The sequence below is a fragment of the Francisella halioticida genome, assembly GCF_002211785.1.
Classification (GTDB): domain Bacteria; phylum Pseudomonadota; class Gammaproteobacteria; order Francisellales; family Francisellaceae; genus Francisella; species Francisella halioticida.
Genome location: NZ_CP022132.1, coordinates 1,679,059 through 1,704,769, shown reverse-complemented (window position 1 = coordinate 1,704,769; position 25,711 = coordinate 1,679,059). Strand labels below are relative to the sequence as shown.

Below are 25,711 nucleotides of genomic sequence, written 5' to 3'. Positions count from 1 at the left end.
TCTTTAGTTATTAATCAATTTATATGGTATGATGCATCGAAATGTGTTTTTTTTATAAAAAGTATGGATGAATACTATAATTACTAAAAAATTAAAGTGATTGATTTTAAATTTATTATATTTTTAAAGGCTTATGATGAATACTAAAAAACATAAATTAAATTCTACTTATAGGCGCATATATATTGTTGATTCAATGTGTATTTGGCAAGCAGAAAATATCAAATATAATCTAGAAAAAGATTTGATACTTACTTATGATTTTGAGTTAAAGCATTATATAGAAAGTATAGGCGGTAAATCATTTTTTGTAGATCATTTAATATCTGATAAAGATATGCATGAATATAATTTCGTAATTTATGATTTTTTTAAGGACTGGCATTTTGATGAATATGGTAAAGATATCTTTACTCATAAAGATATTCCTTTTGGTTTTTCTTTCCGGTTGGAGTTTTGGAATGATTTTGTAACTTACTGTAGGTTATATATTTGCTTGTCTATTTTATTTGATATACAGTATTCAGAGTTACACTTATTATCTACAGACTTATTGATAAAAGATATTCTAAATGATTTGAACTTAAAGTTTATATTCTATGTGGTAAATAGTCATCAAGTAGAGGGTTTTTATTTTCCTATTTCAAGATGGATAGATAGTAAGATTAGAGCTAATGGTTTTAGAGGAAAGTTGTACTCGTTAAGAAAATTAGCTACTTATATTTTTGGTTTAGTTATGTCATATATTGATAACTTGCCTATTTATCGAAATAGGAAAACAGTTTTTTTACAAGAATATCATCCAACTAAGCAAATACTTAATGTATTGAGGAGTGATAAAAAAATTAGATTATTACTTATTAATTTATCTAGAGGCTCATCTTTTTTTGCTAAGTTAAAAGAAAGAACTTTGCCTATTGGTTATGCTACAAAAAATCATAAAAGAGTAGCAAAAGAACTAATGTCTAAATTTGATAGTCATAAATTTGCTTCATTAGTGCTGGATGGCAAATACGATATTTCAAATAAAGTTTATGAAATTATAAAGAAGAGGGTAGCTAACCAGCTACCAAACTCATTAGCAATATTAGATGACTGTATAAAGTACATTAATAAAAATAAAGTCAGTTTAGAGATTTTGATTGCTAACATAGGGGAAACTGCAACTTTGTTTGATATGGTATGTAGAGTTAGGAATATTCCTAGTTATTTGATAATTAATGGTTGGTTAGGTTCAGAACATCAAGATGAGGGTAAGTATGCTAAATATATAAACTCTTATTCTCAAAGTATTAAAAAGCACTATTTCAAAGATATGAATAATATAGTTGTTCTTGGAGATCCAAGAATGGATACTTATTCAAGTTGTAAGAAAAATAAAATAAATAGAATTGCTCCAACTATTACGATTGGAGCATCTGGATTTAATCTAATTGATTTAAACTCTTATATCGCAGTAGAATTTGACTTTATGTATGATGTACTCTCTGCTTTAGATCAAATTCGAAAAAATGAGACAAAAATTAATATAATTATTAAAGTCCGTCCAAATGGATTCAGGTTAAAATATCAAGAGCTTGTTGAAAAATATTTTAAGGATTTGAGTATTGTTATAGAAGATAAAACTCCTATGTTAGATGTGTTGCAAAAAACGGATTTTTATATTTCCATAAACTCTCAAACACTTTTTGAAGCATCTTGTTTAGGGGTTCCTGTGGTTTATTATAAAAAAGACACTGAAACTTTTGATCCACCATTTAATAATAGTTCTGAATTAGTTACAGTATCTACAGTAAATGATTTAATACAGGTTTTCTATGATTTTCAGAATTCTAGTGAAAGGTATAATGATTTTTTAAACTATAAAGTGATGGAAAAGTATATCGGTCCATTAGATGGTGGAAATTTGAAAAGAAATATGGATTTTATTTATAGTATATTGGAGAATAAGGATAATGATTGAGTATATTAAAAGATTAGTTAAATCTTTTATTTTTAAAATAAAATTTCCTAATAGTAGGCTTTATGCTAATGTGAATATTGATGCTAGTAGCAGTGTAGGTAAGCATACCGTATTATTCCGTGATGTTAATTTACAAAATACACAAGTGGGAGATTATACATATATACAAAAAAATACTAGTATCGTATCAGCAGATATTGGGAAGTTCTGTTCTATTGCTTCTAATGTGAATATATCTTTAGCAAATCATCCTATTGATATGGTTAGTACAAATCCGATATTTTATAGTTATACAAATATTCTTCCTAGATGTTTCACTAAGAAAGTTTTAGATGATAGTGTAGTGTTTCCTAGAACAATAATATCTTCAGATGTTTGGATCGGGCAGGGAGTAAAGATTAAGGCAGGAGTAACTATAGGTGTTGGAGCCGTTATAGCAGCAGGAGCAGTTGTTGTAAAGGATGTTGAACCTTATAGTATTGTTGGAGGTGTGCCTGCTAAGCATATTAAATATAGGTTTGATGAAGAGACTATTGCCAGATTAATTAAATCTGAGTGGTGGAATCTTAGCGATGAAAGGCTAGTTGAGATTACTCCTTTGTTTAAGACACCTAGTGAGCTTTTAGAAATTTTAGAGAGAAATTCTGATGATAAGTTATAATTTTTTTAAAAGAGTTAAGATTTTTTTCTTTAGAATCTTCTTTAAAACTTTTTTTTCAAAAAAATTTAAACACTTTGGTAAAGGAGTTCGTTTAATTTATCCTGATAGTATTCAAGGAGAAAATAATATTTCATTATCTAATAATGTTTTTGTAAATGTAGGTGCATGGTTTCTTTCACTTAAGAATGGAAAAATTGTAATAGAAGAAAATACATATATTGGTAGAAATTCTCATATTGTAGCTTTACAAAGTGTGAAAATTGGAAAAAATGTTCTCGTTGCAGATAAAGTATATATTGCTGACAATTTACATGAATATGAGGATATAAATACCCCAATTAAAGAGCAACCTGTTAAATTTATAGGAAGTGTTGAAATTAAAGATAACTCATGGATAGGTGAAAATGTTTCAATTATTGGGGCTAATATTGGTAAGAATGTAGTAATAGGCGCCAATTCTGTAATCAATAAAGATATACCAGATTATTCTGTTGCTGTGGGGGCGCCAGCAAAGGTGATAAAGCAATATAATTTTCAAAATAAAGAGTGGCAAAAAATAGATGTATCTTAAAGGGAAAAAAGTCTTATTTATAGCACCAAAATTTTATGATTATCATGAGCAAATAATTAATGAGTTAAAAGTATCAGGTTTTTCAGTTAAATATTATCCAGAAATTTGCAGCGATGTATTTTATAGAATTTTAATAAAGACGGTACCATACTTAGCATATTTACTTAAAAAAAAATATCTTTTAAAAATATTAAAAGATTTTGAAGAGGACAAGTATGATATAGTTTTTGTTATTCGAGGGGGTATGTTGGATGCATCATTTTTGGAAAAAATGAAATCAAAAGCTCATGGTACAAAATTTATAATGTATCAATGGGATTCTATAAATCAAAATGATTATTTACCTTTTGTAAAATATTTTCACTTAGTAAAGACATTTGATAGAAGAGATTCTAAAAAATATGATTTAGAATATTTACCTCTTTTTTTTGGAGATAAGTATAGAAATGTTAGAAATACTGATGTTAGTAAACATTATGATTTGGTCTTTTATGGAGCTTTTCATAGTGATAGGCTTCAACTTATTCAATTAATAGAAAGTCAATTGAAAAAGAGTGGATATAATTTTTTTTATCATTTATATATAACAAAATTAGCATTATTTAGAATGTTAGTTACGGGAAAACTTAAGCTTAAAGATAAAAAATATCTTAAGACATACAAAGTAAATGCCAATAGTATGATATCTAAGTATGCGGCTGCAAAGGCTGTATTAGATATCGAGTTAAATATACAAAGTGGATTGACTATTAGAACCTTTGAAACTATAGGAGCTGGTTTGAAATTAATAACGACAAATCAAAATATAAAAAAAGAATCTTTTTATAATGCTAATACAGTTTGGGTTATAAACAGAGATGCTTTATCGGATTCTGATAAGTTAAAGTTTTTTTTTGAAACGGAAGAAAAAATAGATTATTACGAGCAATATTATATTAGTAATTGGTTAAGAGAGGCTATGAGTTAAATAAATTAATAGTGTTATACTATTAACTATAGTAATTTTATAAGTTGAGTTTTTTATGAAAGGGATTGTATTAGCTGGCGGCAGTGGGACTAGATTGTATCCGGTGACACGTGGTGTTAATAAGCATCTGCTTAATGTATATGATAAGCCAATGATTTATTACCCATTATCCACATTAATGATAGCTGGTATCAAAGAAATTCTTATTATAACCACTCCTGAAGATATTGGTATTTATAGAGATCTTTTAGGAGATGGTGAATCCTTAGGTATATGCTTAAAATATCAAATACAAGTTAAGCCAGAAGGTTTGGCACAAAGCTTTTCAATTGCACAAAACTTTATTGGTAAAGATAGTGTTTGTTTAATATTAGGAGATAATATTTTTTATGGGCATGGTTTATCAAAACTATTAGTTAAAGGAATTTTAAATGCTCAAGAAAATAAATATGCGACAGTATATGGGTATTATGTTAATGATCCAGAAAGGTATGGAGTAGTGACATTTGATAATAATGGAAAGGTTTTATCTTTAGAGGAAAAACCCAAGAAACCTAATACTAATTATGCTATTGTAGGATTGTATTTTTATCCAAATGATGTCATTGAAAAATCAAAAAAAGTTAAGAAAAGTGATAGAGGCGAATTTGAAATAACATCTGTGAATCAAGATTATCTTAATGAAGAGAGATTGAAAGTTGAGACTATGGGTAGAGGATTCGCGTGGTTAGATACAGGAACACATAAATCATTGCTTGAAGCTGGTCAGTTTGTATATTCTATAGAGAATAGACAGTCTCTCAAAATAGCTTGTTTAGAAGAGATTGCTTATGAAAAAGGATATATATCAAGAGAACAATTACTTGATTTAGCTAAACCTTTAAGTAAAACAGATTATGGTAAGTATTTAGTTAGTAGAGCAAGACAGGGGAAAATCTATGGAGTTTCTTGAAACAGAAATACCTGATGTTAAAATACTAATTCCAAAAATATATGCTGATGATAGAGGGTATTTTTTTGAAACATTTAGAGATGAGTTAATCAAAAAAGAAATGGGTATTAATATTAAGTTTTGCCAAGATAATGAATCAAAAAGTAAGAAAGGAGTATTTAGAGGCTTACATTATCAACTTCCTCCTTTTTCGCAAACAAAATTGATTCGTGTGATAAAGGGAAAAATTTTAGATATCATAGTTGATTTGAGAGTTGGCTCTCCATTTTTTGGAAAAAGCTTAACGGTTGAACTTAATGATTTAGATAAGAATGAGCTTCTGATACCTAGAGGATTCGCTCATGGATTTCTGGTATTAGAGGATAATACGATTTTTTCATATAAGGTTGATAATTACTATACTCCTACTGCTGAAAGAGGAATACTTTTTAATGATCATACGCTTAATATTGATTGGAAAGGAAATGATATATCAAATCTTATAATATCTCCTAAAGATAAAATACTTCCTCTTTTGTCAGAAGTCAGTAATTTGTTTAATTATGGAACTGATTATTATGAATAAGGTTTTAGTTACTGGAGCAAGTGGGTTTATTGGTAGAAACCTAACTAGCTATTTAAAGAATAGAAATGTTGATGTTATAGAGCATAATAGAATACATAGTCTTACTAGTTTGAAAAAAAAATTAAAATCATGTGATTTTATTTTCCATTTAGCTGGTGAGGTAAGGCCAAGGTCTACAGAAGAATCTTTTGTATTATCAAACGTTACTTTAACAGAATATATACTTGATAATCTTGTTAATTATGGAAAGAAGCCTATATTGCTATCATCAACTATTCATGCTGAGAGATCAAGTGGTGGACAGTATGGGATAAGTAAAAAAGCAGCTGAGGAATTAGTTAAAAAATATTCAATAGAAAATGGTATTTCAAGTTACATATATCGTCTTCCTCATGTGTTCGGTGAGGGGTGTAAACCAAACTATAATTCAGCAATTAGTACATGGATATATAACATTATAAATGGTATTCCTATTAATATTTATGATAGAAGTATTAAAATAACATATGTTTATGTACAAGATATAGTATGCGATTTTTATGAATGTATTTCAATACAAAATGACAAATTAAACTACATGGAAGCAGGTAAGTCATTTGAAGTAACATTAGGCGAAGTTGAAGATTATTTATTAGAGTTTAGAGAGAATACTCTATGTAATAAAACTATTTTTTTTGAAAATGAATTTAAAAATAAACTGTTTAAGGTGTTTAAGTATTATTATGAAAAATGAAAGAAGTATCCTTTTAACAGGGGGAGCTGGATTCATAGGATCTAATTTTATAGATTATTTTTTAGGTAAATACCCTAAATATAACATTGTTAATCTAGATATGTTGACTTATGCCGGTCGTTTAGAAAATTTGGAGAACTGTAAGTTAAAAAAAAAATATCATTTTATTAAAGGTGATATATGTAATAGAGAATTGATAGAGTTTATATTTCAGAACTATGATATTCGTGGTGTAATCAATTTTGCAGCAGAGTCTCATGTTGATAATTCTATTGAAAACCCAGATATGTTTGTTAAAACTAATATTAATGGAGCATATACTTTGCTTGATGTGGCATATAATTATTGGATGGATAAGCCATTTGTTTATAAAAAAGGATATGAGAGTTGTAAATTCCATCATATTTCAACAGATGAAGTGTATGGGACACTAGGTGAAAAAGGTTTGTTTACTGAAGCTTCTCCTTATGCGCCTAATTCTCCTTACTCCGCTTCCAAGGCATCAAGTGATATGATAGTCAGATCATATCATGAAACTTATGGATTAAATACAGTTATTACTAATTGCTCTAATAATTATGGACCTAGGCAACATAATGAAAAGCTAATACCAACAATTATAAGGAAAGCTTTAGCAGGGAAGAATATACCTATATATGGAGATGGAAAACATATTAGGGATTGGCTTTATGTTTTAGATCACTGTAGAGGAGTTGATTTGGTTTATCATAAAGGTAAAAAAGGTGAGGTTTATAATATAGGTGGAGAGAATGAAAAAACTACTCTTCAGATAGCTAATACAATATGTGATATTTTAGACAAAGAAGTCCCAAGAAAGAATAGTTATAAAAAATTAATTACTTTTGTTGAAGACAGAGCTGGACATGATAGAAGATATGCAATTGATGCAACAAAAATTAAAATGGAGCTAGGTTGGAAAGCAGATGAGTGCTTTGATACAGGTGTTAAGAAAACAGTTCAATGGTACTTAAAACAGGATAAAGAAGGATTATGATTAGTCAAAATTGGATAGTAGAGCAATGCCAAAATAATGTAGCTCAATGGGATAATATATTATCTGATAGGAGTTCAGGAGTAGAAAATTGGAACACTAATTCAAATATATATTTTCAGCAAGTATGTCAGAAATGTAATTATTTGGAAGCAGTAAAAGAAATAAAATGGAGTGAATATATAAATAAAAAAGATTCTGTAGTATTAGATCTTGGTTGCGGAGGCGGTTGGCTAAGTGCATATTTATCAAAATTTAAAAATGTAAAGACAATATTAGCTTTAGATTCCAGTAAAAATTATTTGTTCAATATTTTACCTGGAGTTGTAAGTATTTTAAAAGGTCAGCAGAATAAGATAATTCCTATTGAGGCAATGTTTTCTCCACTTTTGTTGGAAGATGATTCCTTAGATATAATTGTAGCCTCTGCTGCTGTACACCATGCTGAGAACCTGGAAAGTTTATTAGTAGAGTTAAATACTAAGTTAAAAAAAGGAGGAACATTAATTTTATTAAATGAGACTCCAGAAAAGTATTTTAGGTATATTGCTAGATTGAAGCTTTCATTTATAAAAACAATATTAAAGGTTGCTTTAAGGCTTTATGAGAAGAATTCTCCTAAAATTTCTGCATCTGGTTTTGAATATGATCCATATCTTGGAGATAGAGCATACCCTTTATGGTACTGGAAAAAAGCTTTGCATAACTCCGGCTTTGAGCTGGTAGAGTATATAGATACAAATATGCCAACTTTGAAAGATAAAAAGGGAGTATCATTGAAACATATGATATGTAAAAAAATATTAAGAGATTAAGATAAAGGAATTATATATATGAAGGTGACAGTAGCTGGTGCAGGGTATGTTGGTTTATCAAATGCTGTACTTTTAGCGCAGCATAATAAAGTAATTATCTATGACATAGATTGTAAAAAAGTCGAGATGCTTCAGAACAGATTATCACCAATAGAAGATAAAGAAATAGATGAGTATTTAAAAAATAGAAAGCTAAACCTTAAAGCGACATCAGATATAAAAGAAGCTTATAAAGATGCTGACTATATAATTATATCTACACCAACAGACTATAATACGGTTACAAATCGCTTTGATACTGAAAGTATAGAGCGTGTAGTAATTGATGTTCTAGAGATAAATCCAGATGCAATAATGGTTATTAAATCGACAATCCCTATTGGATATACAGAAAAAGTAAGAAAAAAGTTTAATGCGTTAAATATTATATTTTCACCAGAATTTTTAAGGGAAGGTAAAGCTTTATTAGATAACTTATATCCAAGTAGAATCGTTGTAGGTGATAAGTCAGATAGAGCTATGATATTTGCTGGCTTATTGGTTCGTGGAGCTATAAAAAAAGATGTGCCGGTGTTATATACTAATTCTACTGAAGCAGAAGCAATTAAATTATTTTCCAACTCATATTTAGCTATGAGGGTTGCATACTTTAATGAGTTAGATTCATATTCTGAAAAATTTAACCTTTGCACAAAAGATATTATAGAAGGTGTTGGGTTAGATCCAAGAGTTGGAAAATATTATAATAATCCAAGTTTTGGATATGGTGGATATTGTTTTCCTAAGGATACAAAGCAACTTAGAGCAAGTTTTTTAGAAGTTCCAAATGCACTTATAAATGCTATAGTTGACTCTAATGAAATAAGAAAAGAATTCATAACTAATCAAATAATTTCTAAAAAGCCTAAGATCGTAGGTGTATATAGGCTAATAATGAAACAAGAAAGCGATAATTTTAGATATAGCGCTATACTAGATATTATTGATAGATTACAGGTAAAAAAAGTAAATATAGTTATATATGAGCCAGTTTTGAAAGAAAATAATTTTAGAGGACTAAAAGTTGTTAATGATCTAGATAGTTTTAAAATATTGTCGAGTCTTATTGTTGCGAATAGAGTTGATGAGACGTTGCTTGATGTTATAGATAAGGTATATACTAGAGATATTTTTAATAGTGATATATAAGGCTTTGACATAATGAGAAAAAAAATATTGGTCACAGGTGGTGCAGGATTTATTGGGACACATTTATGTGAAATATTGTTACAAGATGATAGTAATGAGGTGTATTCTTTAGATAACTATTTTACAGGGAGTGAGCAAAATCATGTGACTGGTGTGAATTATATAAAAGGTAGTAGTTTAGATATTGCTTCATTAATCACATTCTCACCAGATATGATATATCATTTAGGTGAATATTCGAGAGTTGAACAAAGTTTCGAAGATTTTGAAAAAATCTTAGATTTTAATAAAAATGGTACATTAGCAGTGCTTGAGTTTGTACGAAAGCATAAATGTAGGTTGCTATATGCAGGTAGTAGTACAAAATTTGGTGATAATGGAGAAAATTCAAATGCAAGTCCATACTCATGGAGTAAATCATCTAATACGCTACTTGTTAAAAATTACGGTGAATGGTTTAGTATAGATTATGTAATCACATATTTTTATAACGTATATGGTCCAAGAGAAATTAATACTGGTAAATATGCCACATTAATAGCATTGTTTAAAGAGAAGATGAAAAATAAAGATCTTCTAACAATTGTTAAACCAGGTAACCAGAAGAGAAACTTTACTCATGTAACTGATACCGTTAAAGCGCTTGTTCTTATAGGTAAGTATGGCTATGGCGATGAATATGGAATAGCAAATCCTAAGAGTTACACTATTTTAGAGGTTGCAAAACTCTTTGGTGGAGATATTAAAATGTTACCACCTAGAAAAGGTAATCGAATGATAGCAAGTGTTATAAGTGATAAAACAATAGCGTTAGGTTGGAAGCCGCAAATTAGTTTGGAAAATTATATAGATGAGTGTAGAGAGAATGGTTGGAAATAGTAATGAAAAAGTTACAATAATTACGCCATTATATAATTCTGAGAGTTATATAACAGACACTATAGATAGTGTTATAAATCAGACATATAAAAATTGGGAGATGATAATTGTTGATGATCTTTCAACAGATAATAGCCTAAATATTGTTAAAGAGTATGTAAAAAAAGATTCTAGAATAAAACTTTTAGAGTCAAAATATAATTTTGGGGGGCCAGCAAAGCCAAGAAATGTTGGGCTAGATAATGCTAAAGGAGATTATGTTGCTTTCTTAGATGCCGATGATGTATGGCTTCCATCTAAGTTAGAATCACAATTGACTTTTTTAGCGAATAATAAGGGATGTGATATTATACATACTTTGGCTAACAAAATGGATGAGAATAGTAAGTTAATTGGTAAATTCAAAAATCAAAGAACTAGAGGATTTCTCAGATTATTTGTAAATAGCAAGAATCAATTATTTTATACTAATTTTATAAATATAAACTCTGTAATGATTAGAGGGGTTCCAAAGCTTCGATTTATTGAACAAAGAAATTATATTGCAATCGAAGATTGGAGATTTTGGATAGATATGAAATTATCAGGTAACAATATATGTATTTTAAAAGAGAGGTTACTTAATTATAGAGTTCACAATAATTCCATATCGAATAGAAATTCAGATATTGGGTATAGGAAAGGTATTTGTATGTTAGCAGATCTTCTACTTAATAATGAAATTCCACTAATGCATTATTTTCTTAGTTCAACTCTACATTTTTTGAAAATTCTTCGTAAAAAAATATGAATAAATTTAATGTTAAGTGTTATGTCTGCTGATTCAAATTAATTACTGTGGAATAATATATTCAATTTGTTTTAAAAGTTCAATAACAGAGATTTTACAAAAAAATAGTATCTAGCAAAATACTATGCATTGAAAATGAAAGTCTTATTAATAGCTAATCAATAAAGTTATAAGAAAATTACTGAATTGAAAGAAAGATTTTTGATATAGACTTAAATATAAAAGTCCGTAACCTGGTAAATAAAGTCTAAGCATTACTGATATTTGAAAAAATATTCCTATATAATTAATAAATATTAAAGATAATTTAGTTTTAAGATGATAACGCCTGTTATTTTATCTGGAGGATCAGGCTCAAGGCTATGGCCATTATCTAAAAATTGGTGAAGCTCATAGGCTTGAAAATAATGGTAGAATTCCAGTTGTTCTTATAGAAGCGCAGGTTGGTGAATATATAAGTGAAGACGATATTGTTAGAATTGATAACAGTTGGTATCAAAAAGTTATACAAAATATAAGAAAATATTTCTACAGGAATTTAAATGAAAAAAGTTGCTATTGAAAATATAATCAAATCTAGTGGCGTAAAATTTGGTACCAGTGGAGTTAGAGGACTTGTATCCGTTATGACAGATGAGATCTGTTGGTTGTATACAAAAGCTTTTATTCAGTTCTTAGAGGAGAAATACAATTTACAGAAAGGTATTGAGATAGCTATAGCTCAGGATCTTCGTGAAAGTAGTCCAAGGATCACAAAAGCAGTTATCCAGGCTGTAATAGATAGTGGTTATAAGCCTGTATATTGTGGTCAAATATCAGCACCAGCTGTGATGTTATATGGGGTTTCTAATCAGATTCCTTCAGTTATGATTACTGGTAGTCATATTCCAGAAAATAGAAATGGTATTAAGTTTAATACTCCTTATGGAGAAGTTCTTAAGGATGATGAAAAAAAAATAGTCAATCAGTCTGTGAAATTTGATGTTCCTTCTTTTGATGAAAAAGGAATGTTTTTGCAAAAAACAGAATTACCTAAGGTCTGTCAAGATGCATATTCTCAATATATAAAAAGATATATAGATTTTTTCCCTAGAAATTGTTTAGTGGGCAAAACTATAGGTTTCTATGAACATTCTTCTGTTGGTCGAGAAATACTAAAAGAAATTTTAGAGAAGTTGGGTGCTAAAGTTATATTATTAGGCTATTCCGAAAAGTTTGTGTCTGTGGATACTGAAGCTATTCGCAGTGAAGATATTAAACTTGCGAAAAAATGGACTCAAGAGTATAAGGTTGATAGTATAGTTTCAACTGATGGTGATGCTGACAGGCCGTTAGTTAGTGATGAATATGGAAATTGGTTAAAGGGAGATGTTTTGGGTGTCTTGACAGCTAGATATTTACAGATGCAATCTGTTGTAACACCTGTTAGTAGTAATACGGTAGTTGAGGAGATAGGATATTTCAATAATATTGTCAGGACGAAAATAGGTTCGCCATATGTAATTGCTGCAATGAATCAATTACTCTTAGATGGTTATAGTAGTGTGGTTGGCTATGAAGCAAATGGAGGTTTTTTACAAGCAGGAGATATTTGTATAAAAAATGCTACTCTAAAAGCATTACCTTCTCGAGATGCTGTGATACCGATGTTAGCTGTGCTTATGCTATCAGTAAATTCTGATAAAACTATATCAGAGTTACAGTTTGATTTACCTGCACGGTATACAGCGAGTAGTAAAATTGATGATTTTGCAACTGAAAAAAGTCAAGATATATTAAAATCAATATTGGCAGGTGAATCTGATCTTTTAGATAAGATAATATCTGAGTATTTTAATAGTAATACTAGTGTTGAGGATATAGATACTACAGATGGTGTTAGGATTACTTTTGTAAATAAGGATATTTTACACTTAAGACCCTCTGGTAATGCTCCAGAGCTTAGATGTTATACTGAAACTACCTCTAAGGATTCTGCAGAAAAGTTAAATAAATATTGTGTTTCTCTAATAGAAAAGTTATGTTGATTTATTACAGATTTTATTATTGAATTTTATAGTATTTATTTTCTTGAAAAGAGTAGATGGATTTAGGCTACACCAAAGCTAAATAGTACCTCTTTTCATGGTTTGCATTTTACTTCAATAAATCATTTTAAATATTTAATTCCTACCTAAGCTATATTATTTTCAATAAATTTTAATAATAAGATTCTATGATGACTTTATATGTCTCTATTGGAAAGAGTTCTTTCAAAATATTCCAAGTTATGCTGGGTTTGTTGAAAACTCATACTTTAAGCTCTATAATGTCCCCAGAAAAAGCTACTAATTTTAGAAATATTTTTATTCCTAGATGTTAAACTTAACTAGATAAATTAGGAAATAGATAAATGAGTAAAAAAAGAGTAACGTATACAGCTGATTTTAAAGCTAAAGTAATTATAGAATTGCTAGAAGGCGATATGACAGTTAATGAGATAGCAAGTAAGTATGATTTACTTCCTAAAAACGTGCATAATTGGAAGCAGCAATTTTTATCTAATGCTTGCTTAGCATTTGATAAAAGCTCTGTTGTTAAGGAGTATAAGCAGGAAATAGATGAGCTTAGAAAAGATAAAGATGCAACAAGTAAAAAACTAGTCGAGGTAATAGTAGAGAGGGATTTTTTAATGGGAAAGCTAAAAAGCTTGGTATCATCAAATGATAGAGTAAACTCTGTAGATACTAAGCTAGAATTATCTTTAAATAATCAGCTTAAACTATTATCTGTATCTAAGAGTGTTACTATTATACACCAATATCAAAATTTAGTAGTAATGATGATATTAAACTATTAAATGCAATAGATTTGATACATACTAAACATCCATATTATGGTACGAGAAGTCTAGTAAAGTTGCTAAATAGATTAGGATTTCTAGTTGGAAGGAAGCTAATCAAAAGTGCTATGGAATTCATGGGTATTAAGGCATTGTATCCTAAAAAAAAGACAACTGTCATTAATAAGCAACACAAGAAATATCCATACTTACTTAATGTATTTAAAAATGAGACGAATCAGGTTGTTATAGATAAAGCTAATAAGGTATGGAGTGCTGATATCACGTATATTAGACTAGAATGTGGGTATGCATATTTAGTAGCCATAATAGATTGGCATAGCAAGAAAACACTAGCTTGGAAGATTTCTAATACTATGGATACACATCTAACAACTAGTGTGTTAAAAGAAGCGTTATTTAAATATGGTAAACCTGATATCTTGAACTCTGATCAAGGAACTCAATATACAGCAAAAGAGCATATTAAAATATTATCTGATAATAAAATAAATATATCTATGGATGCTAAAGGAAGATCTATAGATAATATTGCAATTGAGAGATTTTGGAGAACACTGAAATATGAAAATGTTTATCCTGCATCATATATAACTATGAAAGAGGCTAAAGTAGGTATCAAAGAATATATTGATATTTACAACAATGAAAGACTACATTCTAGTATTGGATATATGACTCCTGATGAAGTATATTCTGGTATTTTAGATGCTGCATAAAAGCAAGGAATAAAAATATTTTATAAGGTGGTATTGAACAGGGACAGTTTACTCTTTAGTTAGATTATCTAATTTTGTTGGTTCAAATTAGGGAAAACAACTTGTCATTTATTATGTTGATGCAACAAATTGTTACAAATTATAAATATTTTAGATAATTCTATCTATTAATATGCTATATAGCAGAAGTATAAATTTTTATTAGTGGGGTGAAATAAAAATGGTACTAGATCTAATAAATAAAGCAATAAATGAAAAAGAAATTTATTATAAAGCAGAGGTAGGTGAGTTTGAACCAATATATGCGGCTTTAGAACATGAAAAATATTTAAATGTCAAAGACGCATCTTTAGAGCAAATTAATAAAGGATGTTTGGATCCTCGTTATGTCATATATGCTGAATTTGGCTACTGGTATGACTCTACTAGTTTCGATGTCAACAGTGAAACTCTTACTGAGCTAACTCAGATTCATAAGTTTTTCTTAGAAAAAATTGAAGAAGGTAAGATTCGTTCTAAAGTTTATTTAGCAGTTATTGAATGGCTACATACGAATATGTTTGCTCATGCTAAGTTCATAAGATCAAATGCTAATATTTATTTTAATGGGGATAAATTAGCTTTAGACAGTAGTTTTGAGAAGTATATTTTATTCATTAAAATAAGCTTACCATCGATAAATACGAGTCAGCTTTATCAACTCAAAGATATTTATAAGACTTTTCGAGTTATGCGGGAAGCTGAAGAAACAGATACAACTGAGGATGAACAACATACTGATATAAGTGATATTAAAGAAGAATATGAAGACTCTTCACAACATACTGATATAAGTGATATTAAAGAAGAATATGAAGACTCTTCTTTAAGTTCTAATAATATTTATGTAAGTGATCAGTGGAGTAAATTATTACGTAATATTAAAATTTATCGAAAACTTGTAAGTGAAAAATCATGGCTTAAAGCTGCTGTTGTTTATCAAATCATCGATTCATCTCTAAAAGAATTTGATCCTACCAAATATTTCCCTGAGATACTCTATCCATACCTTAGAGATACTGCAAGTGCTCATGATCAATTAATGCATCAGTTAAGCCTTTCTAATCATCCATTATGGTTAATGTTATCGCAAATGTTTAATAGTGATCCGGAAACCTTTAGTACAGATGATTCATTAGATGGCATTAAAGAAATATTAATTGGAGAGATTAATCATACGATTAAAGATGATCATCAACAGTATGATACAAATCTGGATGATGATGAACAGGCTAAGCCAGACTGGTGATGTATATGTTTAATAATTTAGATAATATATCGGTTGATCAAATTAAGTTCGATGGGTTAACAGTAGCAGAGGTTGAATATCTTAAATCTCTGTTTAATTATAGCTCGCCTAATAGCATTGAAGAATTTAAGTTTGCACAGAAATATAATAGATGGTTTGCTAGTAAGCAGATAGGAAGTATTACTAATGGACGGTTACAAGTTAGTATTACTCTCTTAAATGAAGACTTATCTTTAAATACTAAAAAAATAAAATATTTACATACAAGTCAAATTAAAGATTTGAGTATTGATTTTGAACTGTATGGGTTTAGTGGAGAATTATCATTTAATTTTCCATATAACCTTGAGAAGGAAAATTTATGGAGTGATTTAGCTAACTATCAAAATAAATTTGTAGTTGAGTTGGCTTATCAAGAAGATATAGATGAAAGTGGTAAGGGTAATTATAAGCCTAATAAATATAATGGTTGGAGTGTTCGGGGTTATATTGATCTTACTAAAAATGATGCTGTAGAACTAACAGATCAAATAAGTCAAGTTGATAGCTCTATAGGTGTCAGACATTATTTGTCTTGTAAACTATTTTTTACAGATGTCTTTGCATTTATTGCTAAGCAGCATTATCCAGTTAAGGTATATCCCCAGTCTAGTTATGTCAAAGTGTTCGATAGCATATTTAAGAACTTTAATAATTTATTAAACATTAGCAATATTCATATTAGTAAAGATATTACGATTCTTGATACTCAATATAATTGGATATGTGTAAATTGTGATTATCCAAGACGTAGTTTTTATGATTTTTTCTTTTATACATTGAGACACTATCAGTTGCAGCTAATTTATGATTATTCAAGTAAGGATCCTAGTTATAGTATTGTCGATTTAACTAAACCTGAACCTAATAAAGCCAAAAGTAAGGAACTTCCCGTAGGTATAATTATAAAAATTGTAAACCAAATAGGAGATTATAGTTTTAGCAATACTAACCTGATAAATCAGCATTGGACAACGCAAGAAGAATCCTCTATTAGCATATATGCATCAGGTAAAAGTGTGTTAGTGTCAAAAGATCATGTATTTGGTTATCCTGTGCCATCAACACAGCTTAAAAGTGCTAAAGAATTTTATAAAAAAGAAATTGATAATACCGGGAAAAAATTAAAATGTACAAATCTTGAGTGGGGTCGCTTTCCTGAAGAGTTTACTATATTGCCAAAAAATAAATTTACTTTACCAAAATCATATCAACAAATCTTGCCTCAATATACTGGAGATTTAGTGATTTCTAGAGCAAGGATATCGTTTAAAAACTATAAGAAGATAACTATATATGCTGGGCAGGAATCTATATATACAACCTGTGCATCTGATAAAGATATTTCCAGTATTGATTATCAATTAAAACAAGGTATCAATATTAAAACACAAGTGTGCTCTGCAGATACTCTAGCATTATCTTTTCCAGACTTTGATAAATCTATTAAAGATCTAAGTATTTATGGCTGGATTGATGACTTAAACGATTCTAGTAAAGATACTATATATTTCGTCACAGAAGGTGATAATCCCACCTCTCAAAAAGATACTAGTGCAGATTTTGTTGCTTCGAAACAAACATCGTTCTTAATGAGTGATCGCACAAACAAGGAACTTTCTTATATTGTGAAGTTACCACCAGACCTAAATGGCACTTCCAAAAAGCCATTTTATATAACTTTACCATATTTTATATTACAGGATCATGAAGTCATTCCTCTTCGTAAGGGTACTCCTGTAGCAATCAGTTTAAGTCAAGAAAGTGGCTCTATTGACAGAGTTATGTGGCACAGTATGCAGGATAAAACCTTTAGTAAGGATTCTCAAATTAATAAAGTAGTATTTGGTAGCAATGATTCTGCAGGAGTTATACATCAAGCAAAAAATCAGAAACTAAAAGAAGGCTCTTTAGAAATATTTTCAAAGACTTCAAGTAATAAAACCCAAATTATATCTGATAAGAGCCAAATGTCTCTGGTTTATAGTGAGGAATAAAAAATGAGCTTAATATTCGAAAAACAAAATATTTTATCTATTTTAGTTATAAGTATCGTGGTGGTTGTTATATTAATAGTAATAATCAAAATGTATAAAAAGCTAATCCAAAGGTTACTTTTCTATAAAAAAGGTTTTGGTAAAATAAACGGCTTTTTTGCTAAATTATTTAAAGTGAATGCTATTAATGAGATATATCTTGAGTTCTATCGATCATTAGGCTTATGGCAGAAAGTTAGGTTATATTTTGTAAAGAAAAATATATTGATTGATAATTCTCTCAAAATAGAAAATGAGTTTGGAATTTATTTCGAATTAGGAGCAAATCAGCTTAGGCTTTATATTAATCCCGAGAAATTAAATGAGTCAAATATTAAAGAAGTAGACATTTTATGTTTATTTAATAAGGTTTTTAAAGGATGTGTGAATCTAGTTATAGTCAATGTGGATGATCAGCTCAATAAAACCAATCTAACTAACTTAATAGATCCTATTAATAAGTGTTTCACTTATATTTCTAAATATTTATCTAGTAGTTTTAATTATGTAGTAAATATAGTTGAACAAGATGATGATATTGCTTATAAGACATGGTGTGAATATACACTGCTTGCTAATGTTACAAATTTTTGGCCAAATGAAAAACCTTCACCATCATGGTTTGATGTAGCTACCACTAGATATACTGACAAACAACTTTATTTAAATGAGCGACCATTTAGTTCTGAACAAATTAGAGATTTATATTGTTTTTTACATAATTGCCTTAGCCATGAGTATTTTATTAATTTATTACAAGCAGAAATATCTAATAAAGTGGCTAAGTATAGAGGATTTGGTATAGATCTTTTTAAGAGAGATAAATTATTAAAGAGTCGATTGGTTGAGAAAGCATATTCTACTCATAAGTTTACAAAAAAGCTAAAGAAAATGATTTGTTTTATAACTATGTTTATATTGACAGGATGTTTTATTGCTGGCTGGTATCAGATCAAAAATAATATTAAAAGTATAGCTAACCAAATACCTTTAACCTGTAAGTATTCAGGAGACTTAAGTGAGATTAATTTAGAAAACTACTATAGTAGCTTAAATGATGCTTTTTATAATAGTTTTATTGTAGATTTAGCCTATCATAATGCGGGAAAGAAACGTTTAGATAGATTATGGGAAAAGTTTATATACACTCATGTAATACTTAGAGTGTTGGCTAAATCTAATAATCCTATACAAAAATTAGCCTTAAATATTCTTCAAAATCAGATAGCAGATCCAAATGTAAGAGAATCAATTTCAGATAATCTATGGTTATGGTCTAAAGTAACTAAAATTCATGAGAATGTTTTAAGTGTATGGTTAAAGATCGATCATGAAAGAACTAATACTAAAGGTATATATGATTTACCTTTTGACGGTCAGCAAAATAATAAAACAATTGAGTATATAGATAACTTTATTAGGCAGATATTTAGGCAAAAAAAACCTCAAAAAATTTCATTAGATAAAACAATAATAAATAGAGCCTTAGAACTAGTCCTATTAGATCAGCTTTTAAATGATCATGATTTAAATATTTATATACATGATTCTAGGTTAAATAATCAGATATCTCTTTCATATGAACAAAGATTAACTTTAAATCATTTTATTACGTACTTAGAGCTTAGAGATGTTATTGAACCAGTTATAAATGAAAGAAGTATTGAAGATAAAGTAAATAAGCTATCTAAGATTATAAATAGTATAAAAGAATTAGCTAGAACACCGTGGGATAAAAAATTAGCTAGCTTTATGTTACAAAATATTAGTGATAAATTTTATCTAAATTCACTTAAGCAGCATAAATATTACTATAGCTATAGCTTCTATGAAAAGAGTGTAAAGCCCATTAATTTGGAACTTTCAAATACTGTTAAGACATATGCTCAGATAGGAGTTAATATTAATCCTATATATAATGAATTTAAGTCATCATTAGATAAATATGTAAAAGCTTATAAAAACTACTATTATCAAAAGGCTATCGAGGCATTTGAGGTTAATTCTAGCGATATAGATACTTTGATATCAAGATTAAAAAAAATTAATAAATTATCAAATTTAGAATCTTCATTATCAGCTATCCAAAAAAATATTTTGCAGCTTAAAAATGTATCCATGTCGGATGATAGCTTTAAAGGAATTAACAACTTTTATCATAATATTGAAAGTTATAACAAACTTATGAATAAACATATTGATCTCTTAAATAAAGTAAAATTAAATCCAGAACTACTGATAGATCTTTATCAAAATAATAAACATCCTTTTGAGAAGGATATGAATGGGCTTTTGAAATCTATTAAGGCGACACCAAAAGTTAATAAGCTTTTTTCTCAACCTACTGTAGTTAGTGAGCAAGTAACAACTAAATTATTACAGCAATATGTTCAAAATTATTGGAATAAAAACTTAGAAGTAATATATAACAAAGTTTTTAACTCTTTTCCATTTAAAGAGAGTTCTGATAAGCAGATAAGTGTAGATACCTTAACAAAGATGATTGGTAAAGGAGGAAAGTTCTGGGAATCTTATTCAAAGATCGCAACTCTAATTAAAAATTATAATGGAAACAAATGGCTTACAAATAAGCAGTTTAGAGAGTATAAAAAGGTACAAAAATTATCTGGGCTTCTTTGGGATGCTAATGGTAAACCAAAACCTATTAAATTTACTTTAATAACATCAGAGCTTTTACCGAGCTATAGCTATGTTGAAAACTTTTGGTATTTCTTTAAAGATAAAAAAATGTCTTATTATGAAGGTATTTTATCAATTGGTAAAAATAGTATTTCTGATATAGGCGTTGGAGGAGCTAAGCAAATTTTTGAAGTTCAATGGTGGTTAAATAAGATTTCATCAATTGCTCTAATTAGTGATAAGAAAGCTTTAATAGCGCAGCAATCAAAAGATGGTAGCTGGTCTTTTTGGAAGTTATTAAAGTCAGCAGACCATAAAGGTAATACTTTTTCTTGGAATTTTAATAACAATAATACGAAAGTTTCGTTTGATATTGAGTATTCAGACATTTGGTTTAATTAAATAGTATTTTGGTAGGTGTTTTATGAATGAACTATCATTGAATAAAAATGTTACTTTAAAGGAGATGATGAGTGCTCTTAATCAGCTACAGACACAAGTGGAAAAAGATTTTAAAAATTATGCAAGCTGTTTATATTCTTCTAAGGTAAAAACTCACTTTCCTCATATGTTAACCCCAACATTTCAAGGGTGTTATATTAAAATAGCAGATTGCTATCTAGAGGACGATTGTAGTTATATTGATATAGAACAGCAAGTGGGAATAGAAATATTAGAGCAGCAACAAATTCTATACTCATCAGTTTCTACACGAATATTGCCGTTTGATGTAGTTAGCGTTGAAAATAAAATTCAAGGAATGGAGTTAACATTTTCAGCTAAATCAAAATACTTTAGTCTACAAGATAGTAGTTTTAGTTTTTGGCTACATTCTGATTCTATGTCTGTAGAACAACTTGTTAATATTTATACAAAGCTAAATAAAATAGATAAGCTTTCTTTAAAAATAGAGTTTTCTGATGATTTTGTATTTGAAAAAACAGTAGATATAAATTGTGGTTATGACTATTTACAACACTCTAATCACAAGTTTCGTCAAAACTTAGCTGATCCTAGGTTACAGTTTAGAGTCAATATAGATTTACATCAACATTTCTCACAGAAGATTAGATCTATAAAGTTATTAGTTCAAGATTTTTTTATTGAAGAGCTATATCAAGAGCAGTTAAATGACTTATTTCATACAAATCTAATACCAGTTATTAATCAATATCAGACTATTAGTGATAGTTTTGTTATGAATGGAGATTATGAAGTATATTGGTTAAAGGATAAAGAAAAAGTAGCTATAGATTTTTATATTCACGAAGTATTAACTGTATATGTAGATAAGCAACCTCTAGCTCCTATAGATTATAAAGTTATTTATAAAAATGGTAAGGTTGGTCTAGAGTTTAATCAAATTTCTCAAGTTTTTAATAAAACTATTTTTGCAGATATATACGTTAGTCATAAGCTTGATCAAGCATTGATGAATAAATATCATAAAGCGAGAGTCAAATGGTTAAACCAAAATATATCTACCTATAAGTTAGAAGTTAAAAGTCTAATCACAACTTCTGAATCTACTTCTGAAGCCTACTTAATAGAGCCTTTATTAAAAATCCTTAGAATACCATATATTCATAGATGGCAGCTACAAGATTGGAAAGGATTACTGAAATTTACAGACATATCAGCATTAGTTGATATCCAACCATGGCTTAATGACATAAGTGTAAATGAAGAGATGCAAGTATCTTTGTATTTTAAGAGTATTCCTGAAAGTTATCATGATTGGGTCACATTTTATCTTGGGCAGCTTGAGATGTTTTTGCAGAAAAATACTAAACATAACTTTAGAATAAAAGGGGTTTTTCAATGATGTCTTTCCCACGTAATTATAAAAATTGTATTCGCTATATAGATGAGTATTATCCAAATCATGTGAAATATTGGAATGCAAACTGGAAACAAGATAATGCTATTTATATTATTAAAGAAATTGTAGTAGAAGACAAAGTAATAAATATTTGGATTAATCTTTGGTTATTAAAAAAAGATTCTAAAAATTTGGTAATACTTAAAAACTGTTTAGATATTGCTGCAACTAAAAGCCTTAAGAGTCAGATATTAGAAAAATGGTTAACATTCTATAACTACGCTCTTTATCCTGAGTTACTAACTTATCAAAGCCATATCTATCGTAATGGAGATATCTTTTTTTCTAAAGATGACTATGATAATAAGTCTCTTTCAGCGATAGAGCAGTTTATTCGTCAATCATTAGGTAGATATAGAATTAGTGTTGATCTGAAGTACATTGATAAGACTAGAGGGAGCATTTTAGGGATTGCTAAATTAAATCAACTATTATTAAAAACATATATAGAAAGTTCAGCGATTATAACTGGCAAGATTACGTTTAGAATGTTAGCACAAGAATCAAGAGAAAAGCTTAGTAAACTTTATGAAGAAGTAGAGGGGAAGCTTACAAGTTTGGCTTTTGATCTTCACATTTTCTTTAAATATATCCTATTAGTGATTGATAATGGTTTAGAGTCTCTAAACTTAGGAGATACGTTAAATAGAAAAAATTTATCAGGAAATATTATATATAAGGTTATAAAAAATGAAAAATATTAAAATCAGAAATACCTTTTCTCAAAGCATAAGGTTAGCCCTAATATTAACACTATTCTTAATTTTATCAGGGTGTGTAAGCTCAACTTTTAACTTAATAGTACAGCCAGATAAATTAAGTAATGATGGTCAGCCTTTTTACGTCATTATTAAACAAGAACAAATGTCTAATTACTTGCACAGTAATGTTGGCATTGTATATGATAGTTACCTTAAAAAGGATAAGAAAAATAATAGTACCTTGATATACCCAAACAAAGGTAAGCAGTCAATATCTATAAAAAAATCAGAAAAAGAAGGTATATCAGTCTATTTCTTATTTAAGAAAAAACCAAGTGAAGGACATTGGAAGTTTTATATTAATCCAGATAATGAGAAGGATAAAAGGGTTAATATTTCAAAAAATAATGTAATGGAGGTTTCATAAATGTGGAAGTTAAAATTCTATAGCATCATCAATGATGTTGATACTTATGTAAGTACAGATGATAGCAGTTTTTATCAATATGTTGAGACTTTATATAAAGATATTTTAGCATTGCAGCTTTTACTTGTTGATAAAAATCGTGAAGAGGGCAAGTATAGTCAATCACATTTAATCACATTTGCTTTGGCAGCATATTGTGACGAAAAATTGAATATAAAGGGAATATCTTCCGGATATGATTATGAAATGCTGCAAACTCGTTTATTTAAAACATTAGAAGCGGGCAAGGTTTACTATCAATATTTAGAATATCTATTAGTGCAAAAATCACAAGCCTATATTGATACTTATTGGGTGTATTATTATTTGCTTATTCATGGTTATAAAGGTATGTATGATTCAGACAATTATTTTGAGAGAAGTCTATATTTAAGACAGCTAAAAATTTTGATAATAGATTATGTTCCTTTGAAGCTTCCAGTAGATAAGTATTCAAGAATTAAAAATAAGTTTAAGATGTCTTTTTTAAAGACATTAAATCTAGTAAAACTAGCTTCATTATCTTGCTTAATTTGTAGCTATCTAATAATTAACTATTTGTAAGTACAGGAGAAGTATATGTCAAAACAAGTTTGTTTAGGGGCTCAACTTAAGTGTAGCTTTGGTCAAGCTCTATCGAATCTAATAGTTTTGCCTAAGCCGTTTAGTTCTAGTCAAAAATTTGCAGCAGTTATTACAGATACTGTACCAATGATTAATATTCCAACATTTGGAATGTGTTTAAGTTTGGCTAACCCAACAGTCGCATCTGCTACATCTGCAGCATTAGGTGTATTAACGCCAATGCCTTGCATACCAGCTATAGCTACTCCATGGTCTCCTGGGAGTCCTAAAGTAAAAATATGTGGAATACCATCATTAACGAATAACTGTAAACTAAATTGTATTTATGGAGGTGTTATAGAAATTCAACAGTCAGGTCAAAATAAAGTAGATATAGAGTAGCGAGGTTTAGATGATTAAACATACAATTAAACAAAATACTAATGGCATTAATTTGGAGGCTAACAATAACGATAAAATAGTATCTATAGACTGTAATGCAGCAAATGAAATATTAGTTTTTACAACAAAACAGGCATCAATTAATTTAAATTCAAAAGAAGGAACAATTCTTTTAAATACAAAAGATGTAAAAATACTGTTAGATAAGTCTGGGAATATAACTTTAGATAATGGTAGTTCAAATATAAATATTAAAGGCTCAGATGTTAGTGTACAAGCCTCAAATATTAGCATAAAAAGTTCAAACATTAGTATGGAAGGTAACGTTAGCATAAAAGGAAACCTTAGTGTCGAATAAAATTAAAATAAGATTTAGTTTTTTTATATAAATAAAAGTTACAAAATTTTACAAATGCTCAATATTTTAGATACATCTATCAATTACACTACTAAGTAGAGCCTTTAAAAGCTTTTAAATTAAACGCAAGTATGGACGAGGAGAGTTTAAATGAAAGTTAATCAAACGATTCCTAAATCGCGCATCACAATTACTTATGATATGGAAGTTGATGGAACTAAAAAGAAAAAAGAACTACCGTTTAGACAGTTATTAATAGGAGATCTTTCTTTAGGAAATTCAGAGGAAAGAAAAAAAGAGTTACCTAATCGTGAGGTTTATGAGTTAGCAAGCCCAAATCTATCAGAAGTAATGGAGTCTATGGGGATTAAGTTAAATATTAGCGTGCCGAACTATGTCAAAGAAGGTGCTGAAGATATTAAAGTAGATTTAGATGTGAACTCTATGAAAGTATTTGATCCAAATGCTATAGCTCAGCTTATTCCTGAATTAGCATCGTTACTTCAGGCTAAAAAACTAATTCAAGAGTTTAGTTCTACTATAGATAATAATAGAAAACTTAGAAATTTATTAAATAACGGAATTAATAGTTCCGAAGCTATAGAACAGATTCAAAAAGAGCTTAATGCTACTGAATCATACCAACTTAATAAAGATCTTTAATAAAAAAAAGGGGAT

Annotated in this window: 26 protein-coding genes and 1 pseudogene; all 27 read left to right on the top strand. The window is 28.7% G+C overall.

The window, feature by feature from the left end; translation table 11 throughout:
- The first annotated feature begins 136 nt into the window (after nt 1-136).
- The 27 genes and pseudogenes from CDV26_RS09080 (at nt 137) to tssB (ending at nt 25,696) form a co-directional block, all read left to right on the top strand.
- Nucleotides 137-1,963 (top strand): hypothetical protein, encoded by a 1,827-nt coding sequence (locus tag CDV26_RS09080; RefSeq protein ID WP_157671569.1) that lies wholly within the window; start codon nt 137-139, stop codon nt 1,961-1,963.
- The gene (locus CDV26_RS09075) at nt 1,956-2,624 is read left to right on the top strand and encodes a CatB-related O-acetyltransferase (protein WP_088773001.1); all 669 of its coding nucleotides are present in this window, start codon (nt 1,956-1,958) and stop codon (nt 2,622-2,624) included. The genes CDV26_RS09080 and CDV26_RS09075 overlap by 8 nt, the downstream gene beginning before the upstream one ends.
- Nucleotides 2,611-3,195 carry an acyltransferase gene (locus CDV26_RS13665; RefSeq protein WP_088773000.1) on the top strand — a complete coding sequence of 195 codons (585 nt, stop codon included), beginning with the start codon at nt 2,611-2,613 and terminating at the stop codon, nt 3,193-3,195. Before CDV26_RS09075 ends, CDV26_RS13665 begins: the two co-directional genes overlap by 14 nt.
- Nucleotides 3,185-4,162, top strand: a complete 978-nt coding sequence (locus CDV26_RS09065) for a WaaS/CpsH family glycosyltransferase (RefSeq protein WP_088772999.1) — start codon at nt 3,185-3,187, stop codon at nt 4,160-4,162. The genes CDV26_RS13665 and CDV26_RS09065 overlap by 11 nt, the downstream gene beginning before the upstream one ends.
- Nucleotides 4,163-4,217: 55 nt before the next feature.
- Nucleotides 4,218-5,114 carry a glucose-1-phosphate thymidylyltransferase RfbA gene (gene rfbA, locus CDV26_RS09060; protein WP_088772998.1) on the top strand — a complete coding sequence of 299 codons (897 nt, stop codon included), beginning with the start codon at nt 4,218-4,220 and terminating at the stop codon, nt 5,112-5,114.
- Nucleotides 5,101-5,679 (top strand): dTDP-4-dehydrorhamnose 3,5-epimerase, encoded by a 579-nt coding sequence (gene rfbC, locus CDV26_RS09055; protein WP_088772997.1) that lies wholly within the window; start codon nt 5,101-5,103, stop codon nt 5,677-5,679. The genes rfbA and rfbC overlap by 14 nt, the downstream gene beginning before the upstream one ends.
- Nucleotides 5,672-6,412, top strand: a complete 741-nt coding sequence (locus tag CDV26_RS09050) for an NAD-dependent epimerase/dehydratase family protein (protein WP_157671567.1) — start codon at nt 5,672-5,674, stop codon at nt 6,410-6,412. The genes rfbC and CDV26_RS09050 overlap by 8 nt, the downstream gene beginning before the upstream one ends.
- Nucleotides 6,360-7,427 (top strand): dTDP-glucose 4,6-dehydratase, encoded by a 1,068-nt coding sequence (gene rfbB / locus CDV26_RS09045; RefSeq protein ID WP_245806431.1) that lies wholly within the window; start codon nt 6,360-6,362, stop codon nt 7,425-7,427. Before CDV26_RS09050 ends, rfbB begins: the two co-directional genes overlap by 53 nt.
- Nucleotides 7,424-8,239 carry a class I SAM-dependent methyltransferase gene (locus CDV26_RS09040; protein WP_088772995.1) on the top strand — a complete coding sequence of 272 codons (816 nt, stop codon included), beginning with the start codon at nt 7,424-7,426 and terminating at the stop codon, nt 8,237-8,239. The genes rfbB and CDV26_RS09040 overlap by 4 nt, the downstream gene beginning before the upstream one ends.
- Nucleotides 8,240-8,257: 18 nt before the next feature.
- A complete protein-coding gene (locus CDV26_RS09035; RefSeq protein ID WP_088772994.1) occupies nt 8,258-9,427 on the top strand; it encodes a nucleotide sugar dehydrogenase in 1,170 nt (389 codons plus the stop codon).
- A 12-nt stretch (nt 9,428-9,439) separates the two neighbouring features.
- Nucleotides 9,440-10,306: an NAD-dependent epimerase/dehydratase family protein gene (locus CDV26_RS09030; protein ID WP_088772993.1), complete on the top strand. Its 867-nt coding sequence runs from the start codon at nt 9,440-9,442 to the stop codon at nt 10,304-10,306.
- Nucleotides 10,278-11,096, top strand: coding sequence for a glycosyltransferase family 2 protein (locus tag CDV26_RS09025; protein WP_088772992.1), 819 nt, complete (start codon nt 10,278-10,280; stop codon nt 11,094-11,096). Before CDV26_RS09030 ends, CDV26_RS09025 begins: the two co-directional genes overlap by 29 nt.
- A 318-nt stretch (nt 11,097-11,414) precedes the next feature.
- Entirely contained in the window at nt 11,415-11,483 is a 69-nt protein-coding gene (locus CDV26_RS14065; RefSeq protein ID WP_157671667.1) for a sugar phosphate nucleotidyltransferase, read from the top strand.
- Nucleotides 11,467-11,586, top strand: a pseudogene (locus CDV26_RS14060) (hypothetical protein); the annotation flags it as partial. The gene CDV26_RS14065 and the pseudogene CDV26_RS14060, both read left to right, overlap by 17 nt.
- Before the next feature lie 52 nt (nt 11,587-11,638).
- Nucleotides 11,639-13,123, top strand: a complete 1,485-nt coding sequence (locus CDV26_RS09015; RefSeq protein WP_088772991.1) for a phosphomannomutase — start codon at nt 11,639-11,641, stop codon at nt 13,121-13,123.
- A 365-nt stretch (nt 13,124-13,488) separates the two neighbouring features.
- Nucleotides 13,489-13,935 carry a transposase gene (locus tag CDV26_RS13250; protein ID WP_245806430.1) on the top strand — a complete coding sequence of 149 codons (447 nt, stop codon included), beginning with the start codon at nt 13,489-13,491 and terminating at the stop codon, nt 13,933-13,935.
- Nucleotides 13,896-14,657 carry an IS3 family transposase gene (locus CDV26_RS13245; protein ID WP_338029176.1) on the top strand — a complete coding sequence of 254 codons (762 nt, stop codon included), beginning with the start codon at nt 13,896-13,898 and terminating at the stop codon, nt 14,655-14,657. Before CDV26_RS13250 ends, CDV26_RS13245 begins: the two co-directional genes overlap by 40 nt.
- Nucleotides 14,658-14,877: 220 nt before the next feature.
- Nucleotides 14,878-15,945 (top strand): type VI secretion system protein IglI family protein, encoded by a 1,068-nt coding sequence (locus CDV26_RS09000; protein ID WP_088772990.1) that lies wholly within the window; start codon nt 14,878-14,880, stop codon nt 15,943-15,945.
- 5 nt (nt 15,946-15,950) lie between these two features.
- Nucleotides 15,951-17,981 carry a hypothetical protein gene (locus tag CDV26_RS08995; RefSeq protein ID WP_088772989.1) on the top strand — a complete coding sequence of 677 codons (2,031 nt, stop codon included), beginning with the start codon at nt 15,951-15,953 and terminating at the stop codon, nt 17,979-17,981.
- Between the two features lie 3 nt (nt 17,982-17,984).
- Nucleotides 17,985-21,062, top strand: coding sequence for a hypothetical protein (locus CDV26_RS08990; protein WP_088772988.1), 3,078 nt, complete (start codon nt 17,985-17,987; stop codon nt 21,060-21,062).
- A gap of 22 nt (nt 21,063-21,084) precedes the next feature.
- Nucleotides 21,085-22,485 (top strand): type VI secretion system baseplate subunit TssF/IglH, encoded by a 1,401-nt coding sequence (gene iglH / locus CDV26_RS08985; protein ID WP_088772987.1) that lies wholly within the window; start codon nt 21,085-21,087, stop codon nt 22,483-22,485.
- Nucleotides 22,485-23,246 (top strand): hypothetical protein, encoded by a 762-nt coding sequence (locus tag CDV26_RS08980; RefSeq protein WP_157671565.1) that lies wholly within the window; start codon nt 22,485-22,487, stop codon nt 23,244-23,246. Before iglH ends, CDV26_RS08980 begins: the two co-directional genes overlap by 1 nt.
- The gene (gene iglE / locus CDV26_RS08975; RefSeq protein WP_088772985.1) at nt 23,233-23,670 is read left to right on the top strand and encodes a type VI secretion system lipoprotein IglE; all 438 of its coding nucleotides are present in this window, start codon (nt 23,233-23,235) and stop codon (nt 23,668-23,670) included. Before CDV26_RS08980 ends, iglE begins: the two co-directional genes overlap by 14 nt.
- Entirely contained in the window at nt 23,671-24,273 is a 603-nt protein-coding gene (locus tag CDV26_RS08970) for a DotU family type IV/VI secretion system protein (RefSeq protein ID WP_088772984.1), read from the top strand.
- Between the two features lie 15 nt (nt 24,274-24,288).
- Nucleotides 24,289-24,675: a DUF4280 domain-containing protein gene (locus tag CDV26_RS08965; RefSeq protein WP_088772983.1), complete on the top strand. Its 387-nt coding sequence runs from the start codon at nt 24,289-24,291 to the stop codon at nt 24,673-24,675.
- A 10-nt stretch (nt 24,676-24,685) separates the two neighbouring features.
- Nucleotides 24,686-25,033 carry a hypothetical protein gene (locus CDV26_RS08960; protein ID WP_088772982.1) on the top strand — a complete coding sequence of 116 codons (348 nt, stop codon included), beginning with the start codon at nt 24,686-24,688 and terminating at the stop codon, nt 25,031-25,033.
- 150 nt (nt 25,034-25,183) lie between these two features.
- Nucleotides 25,184-25,696, top strand: coding sequence for a type VI secretion system contractile sheath small subunit (gene tssB / locus CDV26_RS08955; RefSeq protein ID WP_088772981.1), 513 nt, complete (start codon nt 25,184-25,186; stop codon nt 25,694-25,696).
- Nucleotides 25,697-25,711 lie beyond the last annotated feature (15 nt).

Bases quoted from the DNA above. Each gene is read 5' to 3' on its own strand.
- CDV26_RS09080 (WP_157671569.1), top strand. From the start codon at position 137: ATGAATACTAAAAAACATAAATTAAATTCTACTTATAGGCGCATATAT.
- CDV26_RS09075 (WP_088773001.1), top strand. From the start codon at position 1,956: ATGATTGAGTATATTAAAAGATTAGTTAAATCTTTTATTTTTAAAATA.
- CDV26_RS13665 (WP_088773000.1), top strand. From the start codon at position 2,611: ATGATAAGTTATAATTTTTTTAAAAGAGTTAAGATTTTTTTCTTTAGA.
- CDV26_RS09065 (WP_088772999.1), top strand. From the start codon at position 3,185: ATGTATCTTAAAGGGAAAAAAGTCTTATTTATAGCACCAAAATTTTAT.
- rfbA (WP_088772998.1), top strand. From the start codon at position 4,218: ATGAAAGGGATTGTATTAGCTGGCGGCAGTGGGACTAGATTGTATCCG.
- rfbC (WP_088772997.1), top strand. From the start codon at position 5,101: ATGGAGTTTCTTGAAACAGAAATACCTGATGTTAAAATACTAATTCCA.
- CDV26_RS09050 (WP_157671567.1), top strand. From the start codon at position 5,672: ATGAATAAGGTTTTAGTTACTGGAGCAAGTGGGTTTATTGGTAGAAAC.
- rfbB (WP_245806431.1), top strand. From the start codon at position 6,360: ATGAATTTAAAAATAAACTGTTTAAGGTGTTTAAGTATTATTATGAAA.
- CDV26_RS09040 (WP_088772995.1), top strand. From the start codon at position 7,424: ATGATTAGTCAAAATTGGATAGTAGAGCAATGCCAAAATAATGTAGCT.
- CDV26_RS09035 (WP_088772994.1), top strand. From the start codon at position 8,258: ATGAAGGTGACAGTAGCTGGTGCAGGGTATGTTGGTTTATCAAATGCT.
- CDV26_RS09030 (WP_088772993.1), top strand. From the start codon at position 9,440: ATGAGAAAAAAAATATTGGTCACAGGTGGTGCAGGATTTATTGGGACA.
- CDV26_RS09025 (WP_088772992.1), top strand. From the start codon at position 10,278: ATGAGTGTAGAGAGAATGGTTGGAAATAGTAATGAAAAAGTTACAATA.
- CDV26_RS09015 (WP_088772991.1), top strand. From the start codon at position 11,639: ATGAAAAAAGTTGCTATTGAAAATATAATCAAATCTAGTGGCGTAAAA.
- CDV26_RS13250 (WP_245806430.1), top strand. From the start codon at position 13,489: ATGAGTAAAAAAAGAGTAACGTATACAGCTGATTTTAAAGCTAAAGTA.
- CDV26_RS09000 (WP_088772990.1), top strand. From the start codon at position 14,878: ATGGTACTAGATCTAATAAATAAAGCAATAAATGAAAAAGAAATTTAT.
- CDV26_RS08995 (WP_088772989.1), top strand. From the start codon at position 15,951: ATGTTTAATAATTTAGATAATATATCGGTTGATCAAATTAAGTTCGAT.
- CDV26_RS08990 (WP_088772988.1), top strand. From the start codon at position 17,985: ATGAGCTTAATATTCGAAAAACAAAATATTTTATCTATTTTAGTTATA.
- iglH (WP_088772987.1), top strand. From the start codon at position 21,085: ATGAATGAACTATCATTGAATAAAAATGTTACTTTAAAGGAGATGATG.
- CDV26_RS08980 (WP_157671565.1), top strand. From the start codon at position 22,485: ATGTCTTTCCCACGTAATTATAAAAATTGTATTCGCTATATAGATGAG.
- iglE (WP_088772985.1), top strand. From the start codon at position 23,233: ATGAAAAATATTAAAATCAGAAATACCTTTTCTCAAAGCATAAGGTTA.
- CDV26_RS08970 (WP_088772984.1), top strand. From the start codon at position 23,671: ATGTGGAAGTTAAAATTCTATAGCATCATCAATGATGTTGATACTTAT.
- CDV26_RS08965 (WP_088772983.1), top strand. From the start codon at position 24,289: ATGTCAAAACAAGTTTGTTTAGGGGCTCAACTTAAGTGTAGCTTTGGT.
- CDV26_RS08960 (WP_088772982.1), top strand. From the start codon at position 24,686: ATGATTAAACATACAATTAAACAAAATACTAATGGCATTAATTTGGAG.
- tssB (WP_088772981.1), top strand. From the start codon at position 25,184: ATGAAAGTTAATCAAACGATTCCTAAATCGCGCATCACAATTACTTAT.